The sequence below is a fragment of the Desulfovibrio sp. genome (assembly GCF_041907885.1).
In the GTDB taxonomy this organism is placed as follows: domain Bacteria; phylum Desulfobacterota; class Desulfovibrionia; order Desulfovibrionales; family Desulfovibrionaceae; genus Desulfovibrio.
The window spans coordinates 49,397-68,060 of record NZ_JAYRGM010000011.1; the positions used below are offsets into that span (position 1 = coordinate 49,397).

General features: G+C 51.0%; 18 protein-coding genes, 2 tRNA genes and 2 pseudogenes. 5 read left to right on the forward strand and 17 right to left on the reverse strand.

Features of this window, described 5'->3' with window-relative positions:
* Nucleotides 1-408: 408 nt before the first annotated feature.
* The 15 genes and pseudogenes from ACE3NW_RS07550 to ACE3NW_RS07620 all read right to left on the reverse strand — a co-directional run bounded on the left by ACE3NW_RS07550 (nucleotide 409) and on the right by ACE3NW_RS07620 (nucleotide 8,785).
* A complete protein-coding gene (locus tag ACE3NW_RS07550; RefSeq protein WP_374282020.1) occupies nucleotides 409-678 on the reverse strand; it encodes a hypothetical protein in 270 nt (89 codons plus the stop codon).
* Complete coding sequence (locus ACE3NW_RS07555; protein WP_374282022.1) at nucleotides 671-1,147, reverse strand: hypothetical protein; 477 nt, start codon at nucleotides 1,145-1,147, stop codon at nucleotides 671-673. Before ACE3NW_RS07555 ends, ACE3NW_RS07550 begins: the two co-directional genes overlap by 8 nt.
* 70 nt (nucleotides 1,148-1,217) lie before the next feature.
* Nucleotides 1,218-1,412: a helix-turn-helix domain-containing protein gene (locus tag ACE3NW_RS07560; RefSeq protein WP_240825707.1), complete on the reverse strand. Its 195-nt coding sequence runs from the start codon at nucleotides 1,410-1,412 to the stop codon at nucleotides 1,218-1,220.
* A gap of 205 nt (nucleotides 1,413-1,617) precedes the next feature.
* Nucleotides 1,618-1,911 carry a hypothetical protein gene (locus ACE3NW_RS07565; protein ID WP_374282025.1) on the reverse strand — a complete coding sequence of 98 codons (294 nt, stop codon included), beginning with the start codon at nucleotides 1,909-1,911 and terminating at the stop codon, nucleotides 1,618-1,620.
* Between the two features lie 630 nt (nucleotides 1,912-2,541).
* Nucleotides 2,542-2,793, reverse strand: a complete 252-nt coding sequence (locus ACE3NW_RS07570) for a hypothetical protein (RefSeq protein WP_374282027.1) — start codon at nucleotides 2,791-2,793, stop codon at nucleotides 2,542-2,544.
* A complete protein-coding gene (locus ACE3NW_RS07575) occupies nucleotides 2,790-3,080 on the reverse strand; it encodes a hypothetical protein (protein ID WP_374282029.1) in 291 nt (96 codons plus the stop codon). Before ACE3NW_RS07575 ends, ACE3NW_RS07570 begins: the two co-directional genes overlap by 4 nt.
* Before the next feature lie 165 nt (nucleotides 3,081-3,245).
* Complete coding sequence (locus ACE3NW_RS07580) at nucleotides 3,246-3,506, reverse strand: hypothetical protein (protein WP_374282031.1); 261 nt, start codon at nucleotides 3,504-3,506, stop codon at nucleotides 3,246-3,248.
* Between the two features lie 18 nt (nucleotides 3,507-3,524).
* Nucleotides 3,525-3,725 carry a hypothetical protein gene (locus ACE3NW_RS07585; protein ID WP_374282033.1) on the reverse strand — a complete coding sequence of 67 codons (201 nt, stop codon included), beginning with the start codon at nucleotides 3,723-3,725 and terminating at the stop codon, nucleotides 3,525-3,527.
* A 26-nt stretch (nucleotides 3,726-3,751) separates the two neighbouring features.
* Nucleotides 3,752-4,228, reverse strand: a complete 477-nt coding sequence (locus ACE3NW_RS07590) for an ERCC4 domain-containing protein (protein WP_374282035.1) — start codon at nucleotides 4,226-4,228, stop codon at nucleotides 3,752-3,754.
* Complete coding sequence (locus ACE3NW_RS07595; RefSeq protein ID WP_374282089.1) at nucleotides 4,228-5,211, reverse strand: hypothetical protein; 984 nt, start codon at nucleotides 5,209-5,211, stop codon at nucleotides 4,228-4,230. The genes ACE3NW_RS07590 and ACE3NW_RS07595 overlap by 1 nt, the downstream gene beginning before the upstream one ends.
* A gap of 18 nt (nucleotides 5,212-5,229) precedes the next feature.
* A pseudogene (locus ACE3NW_RS07600) lies at nucleotides 5,230-5,406 on the reverse strand (hypothetical protein); the annotation flags it as partial.
* Entirely contained in the window at nucleotides 5,384-6,616 is a 1,233-nt protein-coding gene (locus ACE3NW_RS07605; protein ID WP_374282037.1) for an AAA family ATPase, read from the reverse strand. The gene ACE3NW_RS07605 and the pseudogene ACE3NW_RS07600, both read right to left, overlap by 23 nt.
* A 224-nt stretch (nucleotides 6,617-6,840) precedes the next feature.
* Nucleotides 6,841-7,068 (reverse strand): helix-turn-helix transcriptional regulator, encoded by a 228-nt coding sequence (locus ACE3NW_RS07610; RefSeq protein WP_374282039.1) that lies wholly within the window; start codon nucleotides 7,066-7,068, stop codon nucleotides 6,841-6,843.
* A 242-nt stretch (nucleotides 7,069-7,310) separates the two neighbouring features.
* Nucleotides 7,311-8,525 (reverse strand): tyrosine-type recombinase/integrase, encoded by a 1,215-nt coding sequence (locus ACE3NW_RS07615; RefSeq protein WP_374282041.1) that lies wholly within the window; start codon nucleotides 8,523-8,525, stop codon nucleotides 7,311-7,313.
* 173 nt (nucleotides 8,526-8,698) lie between these two features.
* A tRNA-Leu gene (locus ACE3NW_RS07620) sits at nucleotides 8,699-8,785 on the reverse strand.
* A gap of 335 nt (nucleotides 8,786-9,120) precedes the next feature.
* Between ACE3NW_RS07620 and ACE3NW_RS07625 the strand changes: the two genes are divergently transcribed.
* Nucleotides 9,121-9,196, forward strand: a tRNA-Lys gene (locus tag ACE3NW_RS07625).
* A gap of 130 nt (nucleotides 9,197-9,326) precedes the next feature.
* Here ACE3NW_RS07625 and ACE3NW_RS07630 read toward each other — a convergent pair.
* Both ACE3NW_RS07630 and ACE3NW_RS07635 read right to left on the reverse strand, forming a co-directional pair.
* Nucleotides 9,327-10,556 (reverse strand): ISL3 family transposase, encoded by a 1,230-nt coding sequence (locus ACE3NW_RS07630; RefSeq protein WP_374282043.1) that lies wholly within the window; start codon nucleotides 10,554-10,556, stop codon nucleotides 9,327-9,329.
* Between the two features lie 125 nt (nucleotides 10,557-10,681).
* Nucleotides 10,682-11,212, reverse strand: a pseudogene (locus tag ACE3NW_RS07635) (transposase).
* A gap of 346 nt (nucleotides 11,213-11,558) precedes the next feature.
* Between ACE3NW_RS07635 and zorA the strand changes: the two are divergent.
* Genes zorA through ACE3NW_RS07655 form a run of 4 tightly spaced genes read left to right on the forward strand, consistent with a single transcriptional unit; the run spans nucleotide 11,559 to nucleotide 18,417 of the window.
* Complete coding sequence (gene zorA / locus ACE3NW_RS07640) at nucleotides 11,559-13,337, forward strand: anti-phage ZorAB system protein ZorA (protein ID WP_374282045.1); 1,779 nt, start codon at nucleotides 11,559-11,561, stop codon at nucleotides 13,335-13,337.
* Between the two features lie 14 nt (nucleotides 13,338-13,351).
* Complete coding sequence (locus ACE3NW_RS07645; protein ID WP_374282047.1) at nucleotides 13,352-14,155, forward strand: flagellar motor protein MotB; 804 nt, start codon at nucleotides 13,352-13,354, stop codon at nucleotides 14,153-14,155.
* A complete protein-coding gene (locus ACE3NW_RS07650) occupies nucleotides 14,155-15,495 on the forward strand; it encodes an EH signature domain-containing protein (RefSeq protein ID WP_374282049.1) in 1,341 nt (446 codons plus the stop codon). The genes ACE3NW_RS07645 and ACE3NW_RS07650 overlap by 1 nt, the downstream gene beginning before the upstream one ends.
* A 45-nt stretch (nucleotides 15,496-15,540) precedes the next feature.
* Complete coding sequence (locus ACE3NW_RS07655; protein ID WP_374282051.1) at nucleotides 15,541-18,417, forward strand: DEAD/DEAH box helicase; 2,877 nt, start codon at nucleotides 15,541-15,543, stop codon at nucleotides 18,415-18,417.
* The last annotated feature ends 247 nt before the right edge of the window (nucleotides 18,418-18,664 follow it).

Sequence of the window (18,664 nt, forward strand, 5' to 3'; positions counted from 1 at the left end):
AAAAGTTGCCCCCAAAGTTGCCCCCTTTTTTATTCAGTGGGCAACGGGCGGGGGTATCGTGCTCCGGGCAGGAAAGAAAAGCCCGTGGCGTTCTGCTAGCCCAAGTTGTAGCACTCTCACTTCTGCCCGGCAAGGGATAATGCCGCCACCGCCGCGCATATAAGGCCACAAAAAATCCCGGCCCATATACTGAGTCGGGATTTTCGTTTCAGGCCGTCAGGCGGCTACTGTGGGCTATTCTCTGGTGCAAGCGCCTCGTGGACTTGTCCGGCTGCCAGAGCAATCAGGCTTAGGCCTGCGGATAGTGTGCGCAGCTTGTCATCTTCCAGCCCTACGGCATTGTACAGGACTTGGAGCAATCCATCGGACTGCCACTGGATAGCTTCCACGGCTTCCCTGATCTGGCCACTATTCATGGCTTCCCCCTTTGCCGGGTTTCTGTGCTGCCACGGCCCGCTCAAGCTCATTCTGGCATTGCTCCACATAATTGCCCAAGGTGTGCGCGGCATGGGCCATGAGATTCAGCCCGGCAAGTAATGACTGTTCGGCGGTTTCGTCACCAGACTTTAAGCCGTGGTCGAGGTAGGTTTCCCGCAATCCACGCGCCATGAGTTCAATGGATTCAGACAGCGAGATTGCATCAACGTGGTCATGGTTGGTCAAGGGGGTGCTATTCATGGCTTCCCCCTTCCTTGTTTACGCCATACCTCAAGGGGTAAAGCAGATCATCGTCACCTTCTGCGGCCAGCACCACCAGTTGAGCGAGGTGAAACGCTTGCTGCTGAATTGTGCCAGTGTGCCAGAGCAGCACGTCTACCATGTTGTGAAGCTGGTTTATGCCGCGCTTAAAAACAGTTTCCCAAGCGCGTTCACTTTCGCAAGGTGGATATGCCCGCACGGTCTTTCTCACTTCGCTTTCAAACTCTTTGGCATCGGCAATGACGGCTTTCATGTGCTGGTCTATCGCCTCTCTAAGCTCTGTAAATGGGGCAAGGCATTCTATCTGCCCCACCTTCACCTTTTCGGGCTTGGGGGCCGGGGCGGGGGTAAGTTTGTCGGTCAGTTCGCCCAGCAGGGAAAGAAGCTGTTCATGGACGTTTTCGCTTGTGGGATTGCCATTGCTGGCGGTGGTGGGTATGGTTTGCATAGCCTTCAATCTCCTTTGCAGATTGTGGGTTAGGCCCGGTTGGGAACTGCCATTTCCCTGCCGGGCTGCTTTAGTTGTCTGCCTTTTCCAAGTACTCGTTAAGCGCGGCGATTGTAACGCGCCATTGACGGCCCACCTTCTTTGCTTTGACCTCTCCGCTTGTGAGGAGTTTCAACATGGTGGAGCGTCCAACCTTTAGGAACTCCGCAGCCTCCAGAAGATCAAGGGGGCGCTGCGCCTTTTCGCTTTCGGTTAATGGTGTCACTGTCTTCCTCCTTTTGGAAAAATCTAGTTGACCTATCGTTCATTGTCAACTATTAAAATCTATAATCGTCTAATTAAATCTATCAAAGTTTACATATTACCCCTTATGGGACATGGCCCAAAAACAAATATTCAATGATTATCAGCGTTTCACAAAACAGCCCTGCGCACAAAAAATTATTGTGGCACGAAACATGCGCAGCGTGTCACGCCATTTTCTGTGAAACAATTTTGCCGGGCAGGATGAAGGCTTGTCCACCAGATGCCCACCAGATGCCCACCAATTGCACCCAACGGCTAGCAAATGCCAGCAATTGCTTGCTTTTGGTTGTCCATCGGTTGCCCACTTCATGCGCGGCCTGTTGGGCTTCTGGGGTGATGGAGGCCACCTTTATGGCGCGGCGAACATCGTCACGGTCAAGGCCAAGTTGGCGGGCGGCTTCGCGCTCGCCGGACTTATTGCCACGGCCTCCTAAAGAAACTGGCGCAAGTTGCGCCACTTTATCTTCCCTCCCCACCAGCCTGCACACTCCGCCACCAGTAGAAACCTGTTCAAGTTGGACAGGTTTATCTTTCCACGGCCTCCTAAAGGTGGTGCAAGTTGCGCCACCCTGTAACCGCCTGTAATTATTCAGACCAAGAATTTAAAGCATGGTTGCATGTGTGCATGAAGGGCGTAACTAGGTGTAATTATTCAGACCAACGATTTTAAGGGGGGTCACATCCGTTGTGATTCCTTGTTATCCCTAAAGGGGGGCGCGCGCTTTTTGCTGTTATTGATCTGGTAGGGGGGCTATTCTGTCCAGCCCCCCCCCAAGGGTGTCATTAGGAATAGCGTCACTACTGATGACGATAACATTGTTGCCCATATGCCCGGCATCCAGATGGTATCTCTACGGCATGTGTCGCTCATATTTCGATTCTAAAGCTGTATATTTTGCAATCCGGCCTATGTGTCACAAGCGCGGCCTTTGTGTGTCAGGCGGCGAATGTGGGCCAGTTTGTGCCATGTGGTGTTTTTTTATAGAACAGGCGGGCGTAGATGAGCCCAAGCCTTATTTCCTGCCGGGCAGAAAAAGAAAAAGCCGGGCAGTTTTCACCACCCGGCCATATGTACAGCACCTTATTGCCTACGCCTGCTGCACGGCTGCATCCTTCCTGCCGTTGATCACCGCCACGCAGATGCACTTTAATCCTAGCTCATCGGCGCGGGCCTCAAGCTCGGCCTCATCGGTAAAAAATTCCGGCTCTGTTTGGCCCGGTACGCTCGCGCTTATTGTGCCGGAAATGCCACGAATTGCCACAATTGCAGGCCGGGGCGGTTCCTGCCCTTCATGGCGTTCCTCCAGTGCTAACAGTCGGGTAAGTAGTGCTTTGCTCACCTGTCGCTCCCTTTTTCCTGCACGGCCCGTTCTAGGGCTGCAAGCCGTTGCTCTAGTTCTTCGATCTCTTTTATCCGCACACGATCAAGATGCACCGCCATCACGGTCTTGGCTTCATCTGGCGCAATTTCGCCAGCCTCAAGCGCGGCCAGCACGCCATCAGGGCCACCGGGCAGGGCAACAGGAAGGCTTACGGGTTTTTGCCGTGGAATGCCCAGGGCTATCAGGGCCCGTAGTGCGTCCCCGTCCCCGGCCTCTGCCTGCTCCATCAATTTAGGTAGCCCCACACTTTCACACCATGCCCGTAGAGTGCGCAGAACGCTTGTAGCGGGCCCCGGCGTGCGGCCAGCAGGATTTCCGCTTACACCCCGTTTCCACTTGCCTTGAGCATCACGCGCAACATCCTGTTTTTTCGTGATTTCACAGGCATCAACATTTTTTACATCCATAATCTACTCCGGCTGCAAGGCGCGAAGTTCCGGCGACATGTTCAAGCGTGCGGCCCAATTTATCTTGCCTTTAGCGCGGGCATGAGGCTGCGCTTGTGCTGCCATTTCCTGCCGGGCTTGTGCCTCGGCTTCCCGCCGCTGCCTCCGCTCTGCAAAGTTGCTGGATAGGCTGCTCATAAGCGCGTTATCTTGAGAGGCACCAAGCTGGTCTATCGCCGTTTCTGCAAAAGAGGTGGCGCCGGGTTTTTTGTCGAATTTTGTCATAGTCTTTCTCCTTATCGGTTAGCGTTCAACAACGCGGCATTGCAGGTTTTTGCCCAGCGAGCGGCCTAACTTTTCGGTCTGCCGTTCCAGTGCAGGAAGTGAGGGCTCTAGGCCACCGGGGGCCCGCCACCTCGACACAACGCGCTCAACCTCGCGGCCAACGAAATCGGTAGAGGTTTCATAAATCTCGCAATAGTTTTCTTTGTCACCATATGCCATGATATTTCTCCATGAAAAGTTGAGTGTTAAGCGGCTTCGCCTTCGCCATGCGCCTTTACAATGCTTGCCCACCGCTTGCGTGCGCCCTCAAGGTACTGTCGTAAGAATCCCCACACGCTGTACTCTGCTGCGGGCCTGCTCCCTGCAAAAAGGAATGGCACCCGGTAGCGGGCCATGAAGGCCAATGTGCTTTGACAAGCGGCATGCGGGTTAAGCTGACTGCGGAAATTGCCGTTTGCGAGGTCTGACCATGAGCCCTCAACAACAACGGCGAAGGCATCAAGGGCGGCTCCCCGCAAGAGTTCCCTTTCAAATCGCTCACGCTCACGCCCAAGGCATTGCACAAGGTCAGGCAATGATTTTCGCTCTACGGCAACTTTATCTTCCAAGCCGCGCAAGGAATAATCGCCGGTGATCAATGTCCCCGGCTGTATCTGCACGTCATACCGCTCATGCTCAAAATTGAATGGCCGTTGTTCTCTGGAATCAACAAGAATCGTCATTATGCGGCCTCCTTCATGCCGGACGTGGCGCATTGGTCGTGTTGCGTGCTTTCGTGGCTCATAGGGCCAGTGTGGGCCATTTTTGTGGGTATTGCAGATAGAACAGCCGTCAGCCATTCGCCTGTGGTGGGTATGCTGTAGTCGAGGGGCCACGCATGGGCGGCGGCGTGCTGTTCGGTCAAATCTTTGCCGTGCAGAACAGGAGCAAAATGGGCATGGGGATAGGTGGCAGACCACCGCGCCCACGCCTTTTCACCCGCATCATCACGATCAGGCGCGGCCAGCAGCAACGGGGCTTGCTTGATAAATTGATCTGTGTCGGCATCGGCGGGCTTGGTTGACCCCATAAAGGCCAGAGCGGCTATTTGCTCTTTACCTTCCTGCACGGCCAAGGCGGCATCCAATGCGCTTTCCAGCAGTATGAGGGGAAGCCCGGCACATCCAGCGACAAATGGCACATTTGCAGAGCCGGAAATTTGCCGATACTTGGCGCGGCCTTTGGTCTGCCGATCTTCATCAAGACAGCGCACCGTAAGCCCCACGACACCAGCACGGCGGCGGGTTGCGATAACCAGCCCGGCGGGCAGTAGCAGCTTTGTAAGCGGGTTGCCGTCCTTGTCCTTGCCGTCAGGCAGGCCCCAGGCAGCGCGAGGAACGTATCTGTCGCTGGCGTTCCAGCCCAAACCATGAGCGGCGGCACTGTCGAGGGTAATGCCCCGATGAAGGCAAAGCTCAACCACTGCGGCGGGGATACAATCAAGCCCACGCTGGCAATCATCAAGGAACGCGGCGGCGCTGGCCATCCATTCCTTGCCGGGCAATTCGGCTGGTGCTGGCGGTACAGGGGCCATTTGTACCGGGTGTGCCGGGTGTGTTCGGGCATGTACACGCCGGGCAGGGAAAGAGCTTGTGGTGGTGCGCTTCGGCTCAATCCCAAGGGCTGCGCAGGCTTCGGCATAGCTCAGGCCCATAAAGTCGCGCATGAACTGGATGCCGTCACCCTGAGAACTGCATCCCCGGCAAAGGTAAGCGCCACCGCGCGGCCTGCCGGGCCAAACAGTAAAACGATCATTGCCACCACAACTAAGGCAGGGGCCGCACCATTCATGGGCGGTCTTTTGTTTCATTTGCCCAGCAGGAAGAAAATCCAGAATGCTATTCATGGGACAGCCCCCCATCACCTAAGCCGGACAGATGGACAGGGTCTAAAGACCCCTGTCCGTGTCCGTCCGTCTGTTTGGTGCTTTGGGAAGCAAGACACGTCCGGCCTATGTCCGGCATTTGTCCGTGTCCGGCTAACTCCTTTGTGCTGTAATAATCATTAGTTACAAAAATTAGTCCACGATTGACCAGCTCTTTCCTGCCACGGTCAAAGGCTCGGCACTTCGTGTCCGGCTTGCTCGCTGTATGTCCGGCATAAAAAATCGGTCGCCAATCTTCCAAATGGACAGAATCCGCCCCCGCCGCTTCAAGGGCAGCGCAAAGGCTATCTAGTGTGTAACGCTGGTTGTCCGCCAAGGGTTTTTCATCCTGCACGGCTTCCCCATCAGGCAACGCAACGCAACTGGTTATCCGGTCGCCGTCTTCATCCTCCCCAAGGTCAACCACCGCCAAGCGGAAGGGGAATTCTGCCCCCTCAAGGCCCCCATCTTTTGACTTTCGCACAGTAGCCTTTCGGTGTTGTCCACTACGCAACACTTCAATGCAAAAATCTGCATTTGCAAATTGCGAGGATGCACCACGAATGCCACGATCACTATTTTTACCTGTATGATGGATTAAGCAGATGCAGCATTGCCGATCAATCGCAATCCTGTAGCATTGTTCTATAAAAAGGTTCATATCCCTTGCGCTGTTCTCATCCAATTCAGCAGCTACGCGGCTCTGTGTATCTACAATCACGAGGCCATTCATAGGTATAGCGGCCCGCAAGGCTTCAACATCTTCATCCTTGTAAAAAGTTGTTGGCTGTATGCCTATTTTGAAGTTTTCAGGTATTTTTATGCCGTGGAAGGTTTCATAGGCTTGAAGTCGCCGTGCTCCACCTGAAATTCCTTCAAGGAAAAAAAGGCATACTGGGGTTTGCTTGGTAGAAAGATTGCGCCATGCCTGCCCCCGGCAAACATGCACAGCAAGGTCAATTATAAAAAAAGTCTTGGCTGCTGTGCTTGCCCCAAAAGCATAACCGACACCAACCGAAGGAAGCATGCCTTTCACAATGTCGTGCTGCTGCGGTATGGCGCAGAATTCCTTAACGCTTAGGAGCGGATAGGGGGCCACGGCTGGTTCCGGCTGTTCATCCTTTGCCGGGCAAGCGGCGAGAATCTTCGCTCGCTCCCTAGCAATCGCATCGACATAATCTGGGGCGCAGGGGTCTAAGCTAGTCATTCTCCACCTCCTCAAATTTAAGGCAGGCAGGGAATAACGGCGTCTTGGCACGTTTCAGCAGCAGACAGCGGGCGCGGTTGAAACTGTACTCAAAATGAGCGCAGTCGGCGCAGTGTCGCAGTTGACTCTTGGCAGGGGGGCAGTGTAGAGTAGCTTCACCTTGTTTTCCTTCTTGCCCCCACCGCCGCCAAGCCTGGGGGTTTTTTCGTTTCTGGTCGCCCATGCTAGGCCACCTCGCTGTTCTTTTCGGCCTGCCGGGAAACAAGGGCATCAAGGTCTGCCATGCGCCAAACCGTACACCGGGCAGTAAGCCGAATGCCACGGGGCAGCAGGCCCAGCTTGACGTAGCGCCAAAAAGTTGCACGGCTAACACGCAGAATTGCGGCACCTTCGCGAGCGCGAACCAGACCACCACCGGAAACGATAGAAGGCTTGTTTGTGTCGAGTACCATAACGAAATCCTCTCTCTTAAGAAGTTTCCATCATCATACTTCGCAAAATTGGGGGTATGCACGAAAATCAAGCCCCAAGGGGGGTTAGGCAAGCACTAAGGGGGGTTGACACTTTTTTTGACTTTTGAAGGTTTTATGAGCCTATAATGTAACATATTGATTTTACATATATTTTTTTGACACTAAAAAACCCCTCCAAATCAGCTTGGAAGGGGCTTTTTGCGTTCATGTGAATGGGTGTTTTAATTGGTCGGGTCAGCCTCCTTGAGCGCGTCTAAATGGTCTGCCCACCACTGCATCAAGGCCCGGCGTTCTTCCCAAAAGGTGGCGCGATTATAAACGCGGCGAACACTGTCGCGGTCAGCATGAGCAAGGCAACTCTCCACCACATCGGGCCTCCACTGCCCGCTTTCGTTGGCCAGCGTTGAAAAGGTCGATCTCCAGCCGTGCAGGCAAACAGTTTTTTGCTCCCATCCTAAAGAGCGCAGGGCGGCAAGTCCGGCCACGTCAGTGATAACTGCCGATCTTGAGCGCACTGACGGGAAAAGATAGTTATCATCGGAGCCGCCGGAGAATTTCTCTAGCTCTCGGAGCATTTTTACCATCTGCCCGGCAAGAGGAACATTCCAAGCCCGGCGCATCTTCATGCGGCCCGCTGGCACCCGCCACATGTTTTCCGAAAAGTCAAACTCGCACCAGCGAGCAAGCCGCAATTCACCGGGCCTAGTCGCAAGGTAGGGCAGTATCCGTAGATACCACTGTACACTCGGATGCCCCTCATAGGCCCAAATATCGCGTAGCAAGCGGCCAAGCTCGATCTTTTCAATAATGGCGGGCCTTGGCGTATGTTTGAGCGGGCGCAACGCTCCACGCAGTCCAGCGGCCACATTGATAGGTATCAGACCGCGTAGATATGCGTGTCGCATTACATGGCTGCTAATGCTCATTAATTTGTGGGCAGTGTTTGAAGCCCCTCTTTTTTCTGCCGGGGCTGCTACGGCTAGTAGGTCGGCTGGCATAATGCTTGCCACGGGCTTATCACCCAAGGCGGGAAGTAGGTCTTGATCTAAATAGCGTTGTGTGCGGTCGCGTGTGCGGTCGGCAAGTGTAGGGCCATAGCTTGCCCACCACTGCAAGGCCACGGCTTTAAAGGTCTGTTCGGCTGCCTCTTGTTGGCGCTTCACAGCCTCTTTTTCCGCTTGCCTGTGGGCGCTTGGGTCAATGCCCTGCGCCAGTAGCTCTTTAGCTTCGTCCCGGCGTTTGCGGGCCTCACGCAGGCCAATAGTGGGATACACGCCAAGACTAATTCTGCGCTCTTTATTTGCATGGCGGTATTTCAATCTCCACCATCGGCCCCCGTTTGGGGAAATTTCTAGATATAAGCCCAGAGAGTCAAAAAGTTTGATTGTCTTGTCGCCGGGCTTTGCGGCCCTTATGGCTGCGTCTGTTAGGCTCATTGGGGGCAACTCCTGATATGGTGTGGGGGCAAGTAAAAATATGCCCCCATAGTTGCCCCCGTTTTTGCGATACGTCAACGGGCTTGCTGATACTACCTGAAACATCAAACAGGCAAAAAAGTGAAGCCCCACAAGGCTTTTTAGGCTTTATGGGGCTTCGTGAGATTATTACTTGGTACCGGGAGCGAGACTTGAACTCGCAAGAGGTTGCCCTCGGCGGATTTTGAGTCCGCTGCGTCTACCAATTCCACCATCCCGGCAGACAGGCCAACACCTTGCAAGTCTGTTGCAAGTGCGTGGCGTGAGTGGCTTTGTAGCGCAAGGTGTGGCAATTCGTCAAGCCCCTGAGTCAGTTGTCTACTCGGCTGTGCCTGCTGCTCATTTTGTACCGGCGATAATTTTTAGCGAAGCGCTGCGTTGAGAAATGGCCAAAGACGTTAAATTTCAAAAAAGGCCCCTCAAATGCGGATATTTTGACGCCAAGCCTTTTCCATTCCTGCATCTAACTATTTACCGCAAAAAAGAATTGTAGAATTTTTTTTATATACGCTTGACACTCAGCCTCCATTTGCGTAAACACCTCTTCACGCAATGCGGGTCATTAGCTCAATTGGTAGAGCAGCTGACTCTTAATCAGTTGGTTCGGGGTTCGAGTCCCTGATGGCCCACCAGAAAATTCAGGTTCGCGGTTACGCCGCGAACCTTTTTTCTTGCCTTTTTTCGGCTCTACACCAAAGACGGGGGCAAGCCCCTTCAATGGGCAGTTTTTCCGACAGGTTTCTGATCAATTCCACAGCCATTTCAGCAGCACAAAACGCGCACACGCAGGCGGTAGTTTTCGAAGTTGCGAAAGCCATACGCACGCCGCTGGATCAACTTCATTTTGCGGTGAAAACCGTCTGTGATGCCGTTATTCCGGGTAAACCGGAACATTCGGGCCACTTCTTCCCGCCAATTATGCAACGTCTTGCTCAAGGTGCGCAACGGCGCGAAGCTAGTTTTTCGAAGTTGCTCAATTTTATCTAACAATTCAGCTACATATCTGCGACACGAATCGACACTTTGCGCCCGCACACGCAGTAAATCCGCTGTTTCATGCAAAAATTCGTACAGTGATTCAATGTCCGGCCTGTCAGCAAAGTATGCTCGTAATCGCTCTTTCTTTGAGTCTGTTAATCGATCTCTGCGAGTTAGTAAAAGACGCATCATGCCGCCGCGTCCATAGGCAAGTTGTTTTTCATCAATTGCCTTGCACAGTTCTGAAAAGTGCTGATTCACCAGCCTGATCACATGAAATCTGTCCGCAACAATGCGCGCATTGGGAAACCATTCCCGCACAAGTCGCCGATACGCAGAATTCATATCAATACAGACCATTTTAACTTTGTGGCGGCCTTGCAACGATTGCAAAAAATCGCGCATATCGGCTGCGCTGCGCCCTTTAACCACATCAAAGACCCTGCGGCGGGCCAAGTCGCAAAAGGTGGTTGCAAAGCCTTGTCTGCGCGTAAATCTATGCTCATCAATGCCCAGAATGCGCGGGCATGTACGGTTTGCCCAGTGGCTGCTCTTATGCTGCATCATCTGATGGTAGTAGCGCTCCACGCTGGCCACGCCGATGCGGTGCTCGTCGGCGATGTCCTTGCAAGAAACCCCTTTATTGTAGGCCTGAAAAATGTTGCGCTTGAGCAGCTCTGTTGTTCTGCTCCACACTTTTATGCCTGCAAGACGGGTGTTAAAATATCTACCGCAGCTTTCGCATCGGTATTTGTGGCAGCGAATCAACAGGCTCGACGCCCTTCCATGAATGGAAATATTACGGATCGTACGCCAGAATGAGTCCTTGATGCGCAGTTTTTCGCATCCGCAGTGCGGGCACGTATTCTTGCCCGTCCATCTGGCCTCAAATACCGGAGGAGTACGACTCACCACTTTTTCGATTGCAAAATCCCGCAAGCCAATTAACAATCCTTCCACAGGGCCTTCTCTTCTTTTCTTTGGTCGGAAAATAAAAGCTGCCCTGGTGGGCATACCGGCTTTGCTTGGTATGCCCATTTTTTTGTCGAGGCGCTATGCCCCCGTCTTTGAGGTAGAGCCGGCAAGCCCCTTCAACGGGCAGATTTTCCGACAGGTTTCTGATCAATTCTCCAGCCATCTCAGCAGCACAAAACGCGTACGCGCAGGCGGTAGTTTTTGAAGTTACGAAAGCCGTACGCACGCCGCTGAATCAACTTCATTTTGCGGTGAAAACCTTCTGTGATGCCGTTATTCCGGGTAAACCGGAACATTCTGGCCACTTCTTAGCGCCAATTATGCAACGTCTTACCCAAGGTGCGCATCGGCGCGAAGGGCATTTTTCGAAGTTGATCAATTTTATCTAATAATTCAGCTACATATTTGCGACAAGAATCAATGTCTTGCGCCCGCACACGCAATAAATCGGCGGTGTCATGCAAAAATATGTACGGTGATTCAATATCCGGCCGGCCTGCAAAGTATGTTCGCAATCGCTCTTTCTTTGAGTCTGTTAACCGATCACGGCGAGTCAGCAAAAGACGCATCATGCCGCCGCGACCATGAGCAAGCTGTTTTTCATCAACCGCCTTGCACAGTTCTGAAAAGTGCTGATTCATCAGCCTGATGACATGAAACCTATCCGAGATGAAGTGGGTTGTTTTTCGGCGCAATCTGTATCAATCTCTGAATAATAGCTGCTGAAATAGACAGGATCGACAACTTCAACACGTAAGGCGCCCCAGGGGTGTGTGCTGCTCAAAACGCCCGCGCGGCCACTATGTGATGGGGAAAATCTCTGCCCGGATTGACATGGTAGCTCAATTGCCCGGATAGCAACGCCGTCAAAAGGAATGACTGTTAGGTTTAGCCTATAATACGCGCAATTTAGAACAGTATCTCGCGATAAATGCCAATTGGAGATTGACTTGTTTTAGATTGACTGTCTAGCGAGTTCGGTTTTTTATTATTCTATTATGGTCGATATTTCATGATGCATATCTAGTCTTGGGGGAAGATGTGGACATTAATAGCTGTTTCCATGAACTTGCGCTGATAACACAACACCAGTATTTTACGAATATATATTGTTTTGGAACTTTTATATTTTTCACCATTCAAATATTACGCATCTTTCGAGAAAGATATTGCATTGTGCAGGCCTGCAAATATGCTTCGAAATACGTAAAACTTGAGTTTATAGATGAGAATGAAGCACCATCTGCCGGGCTTGAATTTCTAGCAGAAAATGAATTCCCCAATGCAAGAAAACGACGTAACGAACTTATTTTTAAATACAATTTTTCTAGCATCAACGACGCCATTTGCCAGAATGATATTTTCAAGCATCACTGGTCTGAATTCACAGAGTCACTGGTGCATAGCAATGACAATAATACACCAGTGCGGAACTCACACTCAGCAGCGTTTTTCTTTAATGAAGACACTATAATTCTTCCCAACTATAGCGCAGCAGGCTACACCGCTACCCCTAACTACCTTACGGGGCTGGGCATTCTGGGGACTTTTATCGGCCTTGCTGGGGGCATTTCTCTCGCAAGTGCAGGGTTAAGCGGCGGTTTTGACGCTGATAACACGGAAAAATTACGCACTGCACTCAACCAGCTCCTATCCGGCGCGGGCCTCGCTTTTATGACATCTATTGTGGGGCTTATTTTCTCATTAATATTTGCAGTATGCGAAAAATACATCGTCCGCAATTTACAAAAACACCTTGGAGACTTTGTTAATGCTCTTGATGAGCGCGTGCATCTGATTACTTCAGAAGACATGAGTAGGCAACAGCTTGCCTTACAGGAAGAGCAACGCGATCTAATGCAAGTTTTCGTGGATCATGTTGGACAAAATATCAGCGATGCAATTAATGGTATGTTTTCCAAAGAGATGCAGCCATTAATGGAAAGAATGGTCAGCGAGCTCTGTTCACTCCGCTCAGACAGGGCAACAGAGTCACAAGAAGTTATCTCGAGCCTGACCAAGGAATTGGCAGACAAAATTCATTCAGCTGCGGGAAAGGAAATGGATGCCTTCAGCGCGGCTTTTGCTGAGATGCACGCTACGTTGGTGCCCTTGCTGGAAGAATACAAAGAATCTCAAGGGCGGGGACTGGAAGCGAGCAAGGCAATGAACGACACATTGCAACAGCTTGTCAATGTTCATAGCTCTTTGCACTCATGTATCCAACGCATTGAAAGCAGCACTTCCGTTTTTGAAGAAGCTACAGCGCAGACACAAAGAGCTATTCAGGCTGCAACAGAGTATACAGCTTCTGCCATAGAAGAATTTAAATCATGCCATTCTGTCATCATGGATGAAAAATCACAGCATGATGTGCGTTTTGAGCAACAAATGCAAACTATCAAAGAGCACTCTGAAATATTCTTAACTGCTTGGAAAGATTCCCTGGTCGCCCTTGATGCACAGAAAAAGCACATGGAAGATTTATTGGATAAACACACTTCTTCTACGCATGAACACTATGAAATGGTTAAAAACCAGCAATACGCGTTAGAGCAATTATGGAAACGGTATGCAGAACGATTTGAAAATATAGATACTGCGTTGCAAAATACGTTTATTACTCTGACAGATGGTCTGGGGGCATACAGCAAATCAACGAAAGATTACATCGCCGGTCTGGATGAACATCTGGAAAAAGCAGCAGCACATCTGCATGGTGTGGTCAGAGGGCTCAAGGAAGCAGTGGAAGAATGGCAGGAAATTCGGGAAGATATGGAAACTACAAACGCTTCCACCCAAGAAAAAGCGCGTGGCTAATTGCGAGGTAGCACATGTCACAACGACAGTATCCTTTGCACAGAAATGAAAGCCGCTCTGATGAACAAGGATATCTTGCTTCTGTTAGTGATTTGATGGCCACATTGCTATTTATATTCATCATTACTCTCATGGCCTTTGTCATTAATTTGCACGAGGCAACCACCAGTGCAGCGCAAAAGGAAGCGGACAGCAAGAAGGAGATTGTCGCTCTCAGAAATATTCAGCAGGAACTGACAGATGCGCGGTCCATACGCCAAAGCTTATTGGAAGGCGTAAAACAAGACCTGATGCAAAAAGGCTTGAAGGTCGAGATTGATGTGGACAAAGGCTTGCTGCATGTCCCTGAAAAAATACTTTTCCCTTCCGGGCAAGCCAACTTCGCTCCTGGTGGAGAAGAGAGCCTTCAACTGCTTGGGGCTATTCTGGCCCAACACCTACCTTGCTACAGCGGCACAAAAGACAAGCCCTCTGAAATTTGCACATCAAAAAAATCTGCCCCCGGCAGATTAGAGGCTGTGCTGGTGGAAGGCCACACCGACAACGTACCCATACGTACTGCGCAGTACATGGACAACTGGCAGCTTTCTGCTGCAAGAAGTTTAGTAACCTTTCGCTATCTCATGCAAAAGCAGCCTCTTTTAGAGACATTGCGAAATGCCAACGGTGAGCATTTTTTTGGTGTGAGTGCATATGGTGAAACACGTGGGGTAAGGGAAAATACATCTGATGAAGGCCGACAGGCCAATCGACGGATTGATCTGCGCTTTGTTCTGGCAGCACCAAGGCCAATCGATGCCCAAGGAAGTAAACAGTAATGTCGCTGAGGGATTGCTTGCGATATTGGAGGCCAGAATCACTGACACTGGCAATGCCACCACAGCCTGCCAAGCTTCCTGCCCTATGCCAGGTGCTTGCCCAAAGAGTTGGTGCAGTGCAACGCGTGGCCCCCAGCCCCCTGTCGTTACAGGAATTGTACGACAGTATCAGGGATTGCCATCTACAAGGCCGACCTCTCACCTCTCTCCCGATTAAGACACTGAAGCAGGCACCTTGGGTATTCTATTACGGGGAACAGCATCTTGCTGATGCGGCAAATTTTGTTGTGCAGTATTTTCAATGGCTGGAGAGCCTGTCCCCACTGCGGCAGGGGCGCGTACTCATTTTGCTTTGGTATGTGCTGATGCAAAAATACCCCATGCGTAGCCCCAGCTTTGCGTGGCTTTGCCACCTTGTAGACAGCGCGCTAGCGGCATCTACACGCATCAAAGTACAAAATGTATACAAAGCTTGCCAAGATTATGCACTTCTGTCGGCAGATGGTCCTGATCTGTTTGCCAGCGATCTGCTGACACAAGGTTTACGAGAGGCGTGCGTCCGGCGGTTATTTTCAGAGGAACTGTTTGTCAGTCAATTTGTCAGTCATGGAGCAGAGTGCGCCCAGAGTCTTTTGTCCCGCGCGCTTGCATCCCCGGACAACGTCGTACTGCTACAAAATTTTATCGCGCAGTATGAACGGGAAGAATCTGTTCGGCATTTATTCCCCAAAAGCTCAACCATTAATGCCCTGCTACTGCCGTTTGTAAACAAAACGCCTACGGAAGAAATTTATAAAGGGCCCATTCGCGACTTTTTGTTGCGGCAATTCAAAGATCCGCGTGTGGACAACCGCCTGTGGCACGGTGCTGCCACCGCAGCGCTGGCTGTCATGGAACGCTGGCTTGTGGCGGCACAGCTCCAGGACTTTTTCAGCATTCTGCGAGATACCGCAGAACCAGCATGGCAGGAACGCCAGAGATTTTGGTCGCGCTATCTTTCTCTTGGTGTCATAAGCAAGGCTTGGGTGATTCTTGGCAAGGAAGCTCGCGTTGCAGCAAAACAGACCACCTTGCCGCGTAACAGCTTTGCAGATTTGACCGGGGCGATGTCAAATCAATCGGTACTGCTTATGCAAATAGACTCTCTAGTTATTATTGAATGGAGCCATAGCGGAGCGTGCCGCTTTTGTGATGAAGGCGATGCATCTGTACCCCAATTTTATCTTAATAAATATACTGCATCTGAGCTGCGCCCCCCAGATAGCATTGCAGTGAGACACGCAGGAAACTGGCAATTCAACATATCACAACATATCTATCAACAAGCTGGAATCAGATAACGTATGAATTCTTGCCAACTGTGTTGCCAGTTTACAGATGAGTACGTGCAACTTTCTGTTGCGCGAGGTGAAGAGAAGCTTCCCGTGGTGTCATGGCGTACATATGAAGTACGCAATAAAATCGGTGCGCTGTTTTCCAGCAACATGCTTGAGCAGCTCTGCAACAAAGGATGGGTCACACTGACTGAGGATACCGTCACAATCCCCAATCGATATATGGCAAAGTGCCAGCCGTGGGAATTGGCAGCCCTGGCATTGCCCCCAGCCCTTCCCTTTCATGTGCGCATCCACCCCCGTGGCAGCCTCACAATGGGAAGCAAGTTTGCTGTGGAGTATGCTTTCCACTCCCTATCCCAACCTGTTTCGTTTACTCGAACTGGAATAATGGTCAAGGCCGAGGGCAAGGAGTACTGCCTGCTCGACCCCAATTTCAGTGTCGTTACAAAAATTGATGCCTACAAGCTGGCACCTTTGACGGATCCGCAGGACAGAACATCGTGGTGGGCAGAACTACTTGATTTGGTAGCTGACCCGGATGAAGTCATTGAAAATAAGGCGTTACGTTCGTACAAAATTGCCAGAGCATACCACTTTACTGTCAGTATTCAATCTATCCGTGGTGACCTGCGTATCACACCCCGCCTGCTAGCAGAAGTGCCAACGCACGAGAATGAAGATGGCAGCACCGTTGAAAACGAGATTCTCCCGCCTCAGCCACACGCTATTTTTGTAAAAAATTTTGAGCAGCAACCCCTGCGAACCCAATACTCACTGGGAAGCGGATACTTCATTTCGCTGCCCAAGGAAATGCAGGCCGGGCTGAGCGCAGTTAAGGGAGTTAACCGTTCAAGCATTCAAGAAAAAATAGATTTCATCAATAATCCTTATGAATTTTTGAAAGAGCGTCTGGCGGGCGAGCTGTCAGATGAAATCATCGACAGCATCTTTGTGGAAACACCTCTTTTTTTAGAGGAGCGCGTAAAGGGACTCTGCATATGGGAAGCGAAAAATGTCTTTCCCACAAGCTCTAGCGGGCAAAAATGGCTGCCGGATTCATTGCCGGACACTGTGCAAATTGTTGTTGATGGCCAGCCATATCAGGTATCTGTGCCAGAATTGCGACAATTCATCGCTGATGTCGTTGGTGCTTTGGAAAGCAATGAATTGCTTGTATCTTTGTGCGGAGATACGGTTACTGTGACCTTTGAGCTGCTTGAACAGCTTAAAACAACAGCGCGAATTTTTTGGGAAGAAGAGAAACAAGAGAAAGTAGAAACTCTTCGCATTGCGCCGAAGGTAACTGACGTTGATGAGGCCTCGGCTGTGCCAACGCGGCCAGCGTGGGAGGGCACTGTTGAGTATGCTGCTGGCGTGCATCCGCATAGTCACCAGCAGGCTGGTATTGATTGGCTGCAAGCACATTGGCGTGCGGGAAGTTCAGGTGCCCTGCTGGCTGACGATATGGGGCTTGGTAAAACGCTTCAGACTCTTTCCTTCATGTGGTGGCTTTTTAAACAAATGGAAACAGGGCATGCAGATCGTCACCCCATACTCATAGTTGCGCCCACTGCCTTGATTAAAAACTGGCAGGAAGAGGCTGAAAAATTTTTTGCTGGTGCGCTGGGTGATCCCCTCGAAGCCTATGGTTCGTTTTTTACATCTTTTATTAGTAGAGCCGCAGCACGCGAAGCTCTGATGCAGCGTCCGTGGGCCATTACGACTTATGAAACCATGCGTGACAAAATAGAAGTTTTCGTCGGGCCGTACTCTCTGCTTGTTTTTGATGAAGCGCAAAAAATAAAGAATCCTGGGGCACTGGTTTCTGAAATGGCAAAGTCCATAAAGACAGAATTTTGCCTTGCACTGACGGGGACCCCCGTAGAAAACAGCTTGCGCGACCTTGTGAGCATTGTGGACAGAGTACAGCCCACCCGCAAACACAAGCTGCTACGCTTTGTAGAAAACTATGAAGCTATCGAGAGGGGAGGAAAGCCGACTTTTGGCCCGTACCCAGAAGAAATACAGTGCCCCAATACAAACTGCGGCAACAGTGCAGGTCAGCACGAAGAGTCGGAAGAAACCTACGACAAGGAAACCTTCCTGCAAAAAATTAAGGAAGAACTGGAGTGCGCCACGCCTCCTGTGATTCTGCGTAGGTTGAAAGATACGCATTGGAACGAACGACCAGAAAAAACAATCCACCCGCCTTACGAAGACATCATGCCACCATTGCAAGCGCAAATATATGACGCAGCCCTGGCTAACGCCAAGGAAAAACTCCGCATGGGAGCAATGGGAGCGGTGCTTGAAGCCATTCAGCGCATGCGTCAAATATCATTGCATCCACCGCTTGATCCAACGGATTCACCCCAAAAGATGCTGAAATTCTCAGCGCGCATTGCTCGCCTCATGACAATCTTGGACGAAATACAGGCACGCGGTGAAAAAGCACTGGTGTTCGTGGAATATCTCGACACTCAAGCACGGCTTGCCACACTCCTGAGCGATCGATATTCTCTTTCTGTTCCATGCATCAACGGAGGAGTACAGGCCACGCAACGACAAGGAATTGTTAATAAGTTCCAAAATGGGCCTGATGGATTTGACGTGTTGTTGCTCTCACCCAAAGCTGGGGGGGTGGGACTAAACCTTACCGCTGCCAACCATGTCATACATCTAACGCGCTGGTGGAATCCTGCGGTCGAAGACCAGTGCACTGACCGCGTGTATAGAATCGGCCAAAAGAAACCCGTGTTTCTGCACTATCCATTGGCCATTCATCCTACCTACGGCGATCAAAGCTTTGATTGCAATCTACACAGACTGCTCGATAAAAAGCGTGCTCTGAGCCAAGGCGTGCTTAGCCCCACCAATCCAAGGGACACCCGAGAAGTGTTTGAGGCACTGCTGGGGGATGCGTAGCAGCGGCTTGCCACAATATCCTAGTAAGTTGCTCTTCGGCGAAGCTACTTTGTTTCATTTTTGCACCCTTATGCAGCAAATAGGTTTTCGGGCAGGCTTTGAGGGGGCGCTATAGTCAATTTTCATTTCAAATCACTTTACATAGCAAAAAACTATGGATTTTGAACGCCATGCTGGCTAGTATGGAAAAAATAACATTCACACCGCATAAAAATTCCACCTTTTGACTGACAACTTTTCGCGCTTC

Excerpts from the sequence above, each read along its gene's own strand:
- ACE3NW_RS07605 (WP_374282037.1), bottom strand. The coding sequence starts at position 6,616 with ATGACTAGCTTAGACCCCTGCGCCCCAGATTATGTCGATGCGATTGCT.
- ACE3NW_RS07590 (WP_374282035.1), bottom strand. The coding sequence starts at position 4,228 with ATGACGATTCTTGTTGATTCCAGAGAACAACGGCCATTCAATTTTGAG.
- ACE3NW_RS07580 (WP_374282031.1), bottom strand. The coding sequence starts at position 3,506 with ATGACAAAATTCGACAAAAAACCCGGCGCCACCTCTTTTGCAGAAACG.
- ACE3NW_RS07585 (WP_374282033.1), bottom strand. The coding sequence starts at position 3,725 with ATGGCATATGGTGACAAAGAAAACTATTGCGAGATTTATGAAACCTCT.
- ACE3NW_RS07630 (WP_374282043.1), bottom strand. The coding sequence starts at position 10,556 with ATGCCCACCAGGGCAGCTTTTATTTTCCGACCAAAGAAAAGAAGAGAA.
- ACE3NW_RS07555 (WP_374282022.1), bottom strand. The coding sequence starts at position 1,147 with ATGCAAACCATACCCACCACCGCCAGCAATGGCAATCCCACAAGCGAA.
- ACE3NW_RS07645 (WP_374282047.1), top strand. The coding sequence starts at position 13,352 with ATGTCACAACGACAGTATCCTTTGCACAGAAATGAAAGCCGCTCTGAT.
- ACE3NW_RS07650 (WP_374282049.1), top strand. The coding sequence starts at position 14,155 with ATGTCGCTGAGGGATTGCTTGCGATATTGGAGGCCAGAATCACTGACA.
- ACE3NW_RS07610 (WP_374282039.1), bottom strand. The coding sequence starts at position 7,068 with ATGGTACTCGACACAAACAAGCCTTCTATCGTTTCCGGTGGTGGTCTG.
- ACE3NW_RS07615 (WP_374282041.1), bottom strand. The coding sequence starts at position 8,525 with ATGAGCCTAACAGACGCAGCCATAAGGGCCGCAAAGCCCGGCGACAAG.
- ACE3NW_RS07595 (WP_374282089.1), bottom strand. The coding sequence starts at position 5,211 with ATGCGCGACTTTATGGGCCTGAGCTATGCCGAAGCCTGCGCAGCCCTT.
- ACE3NW_RS07550 (WP_374282020.1), bottom strand. The coding sequence starts at position 678 with ATGAATAGCACCCCCTTGACCAACCATGACCACGTTGATGCAATCTCG.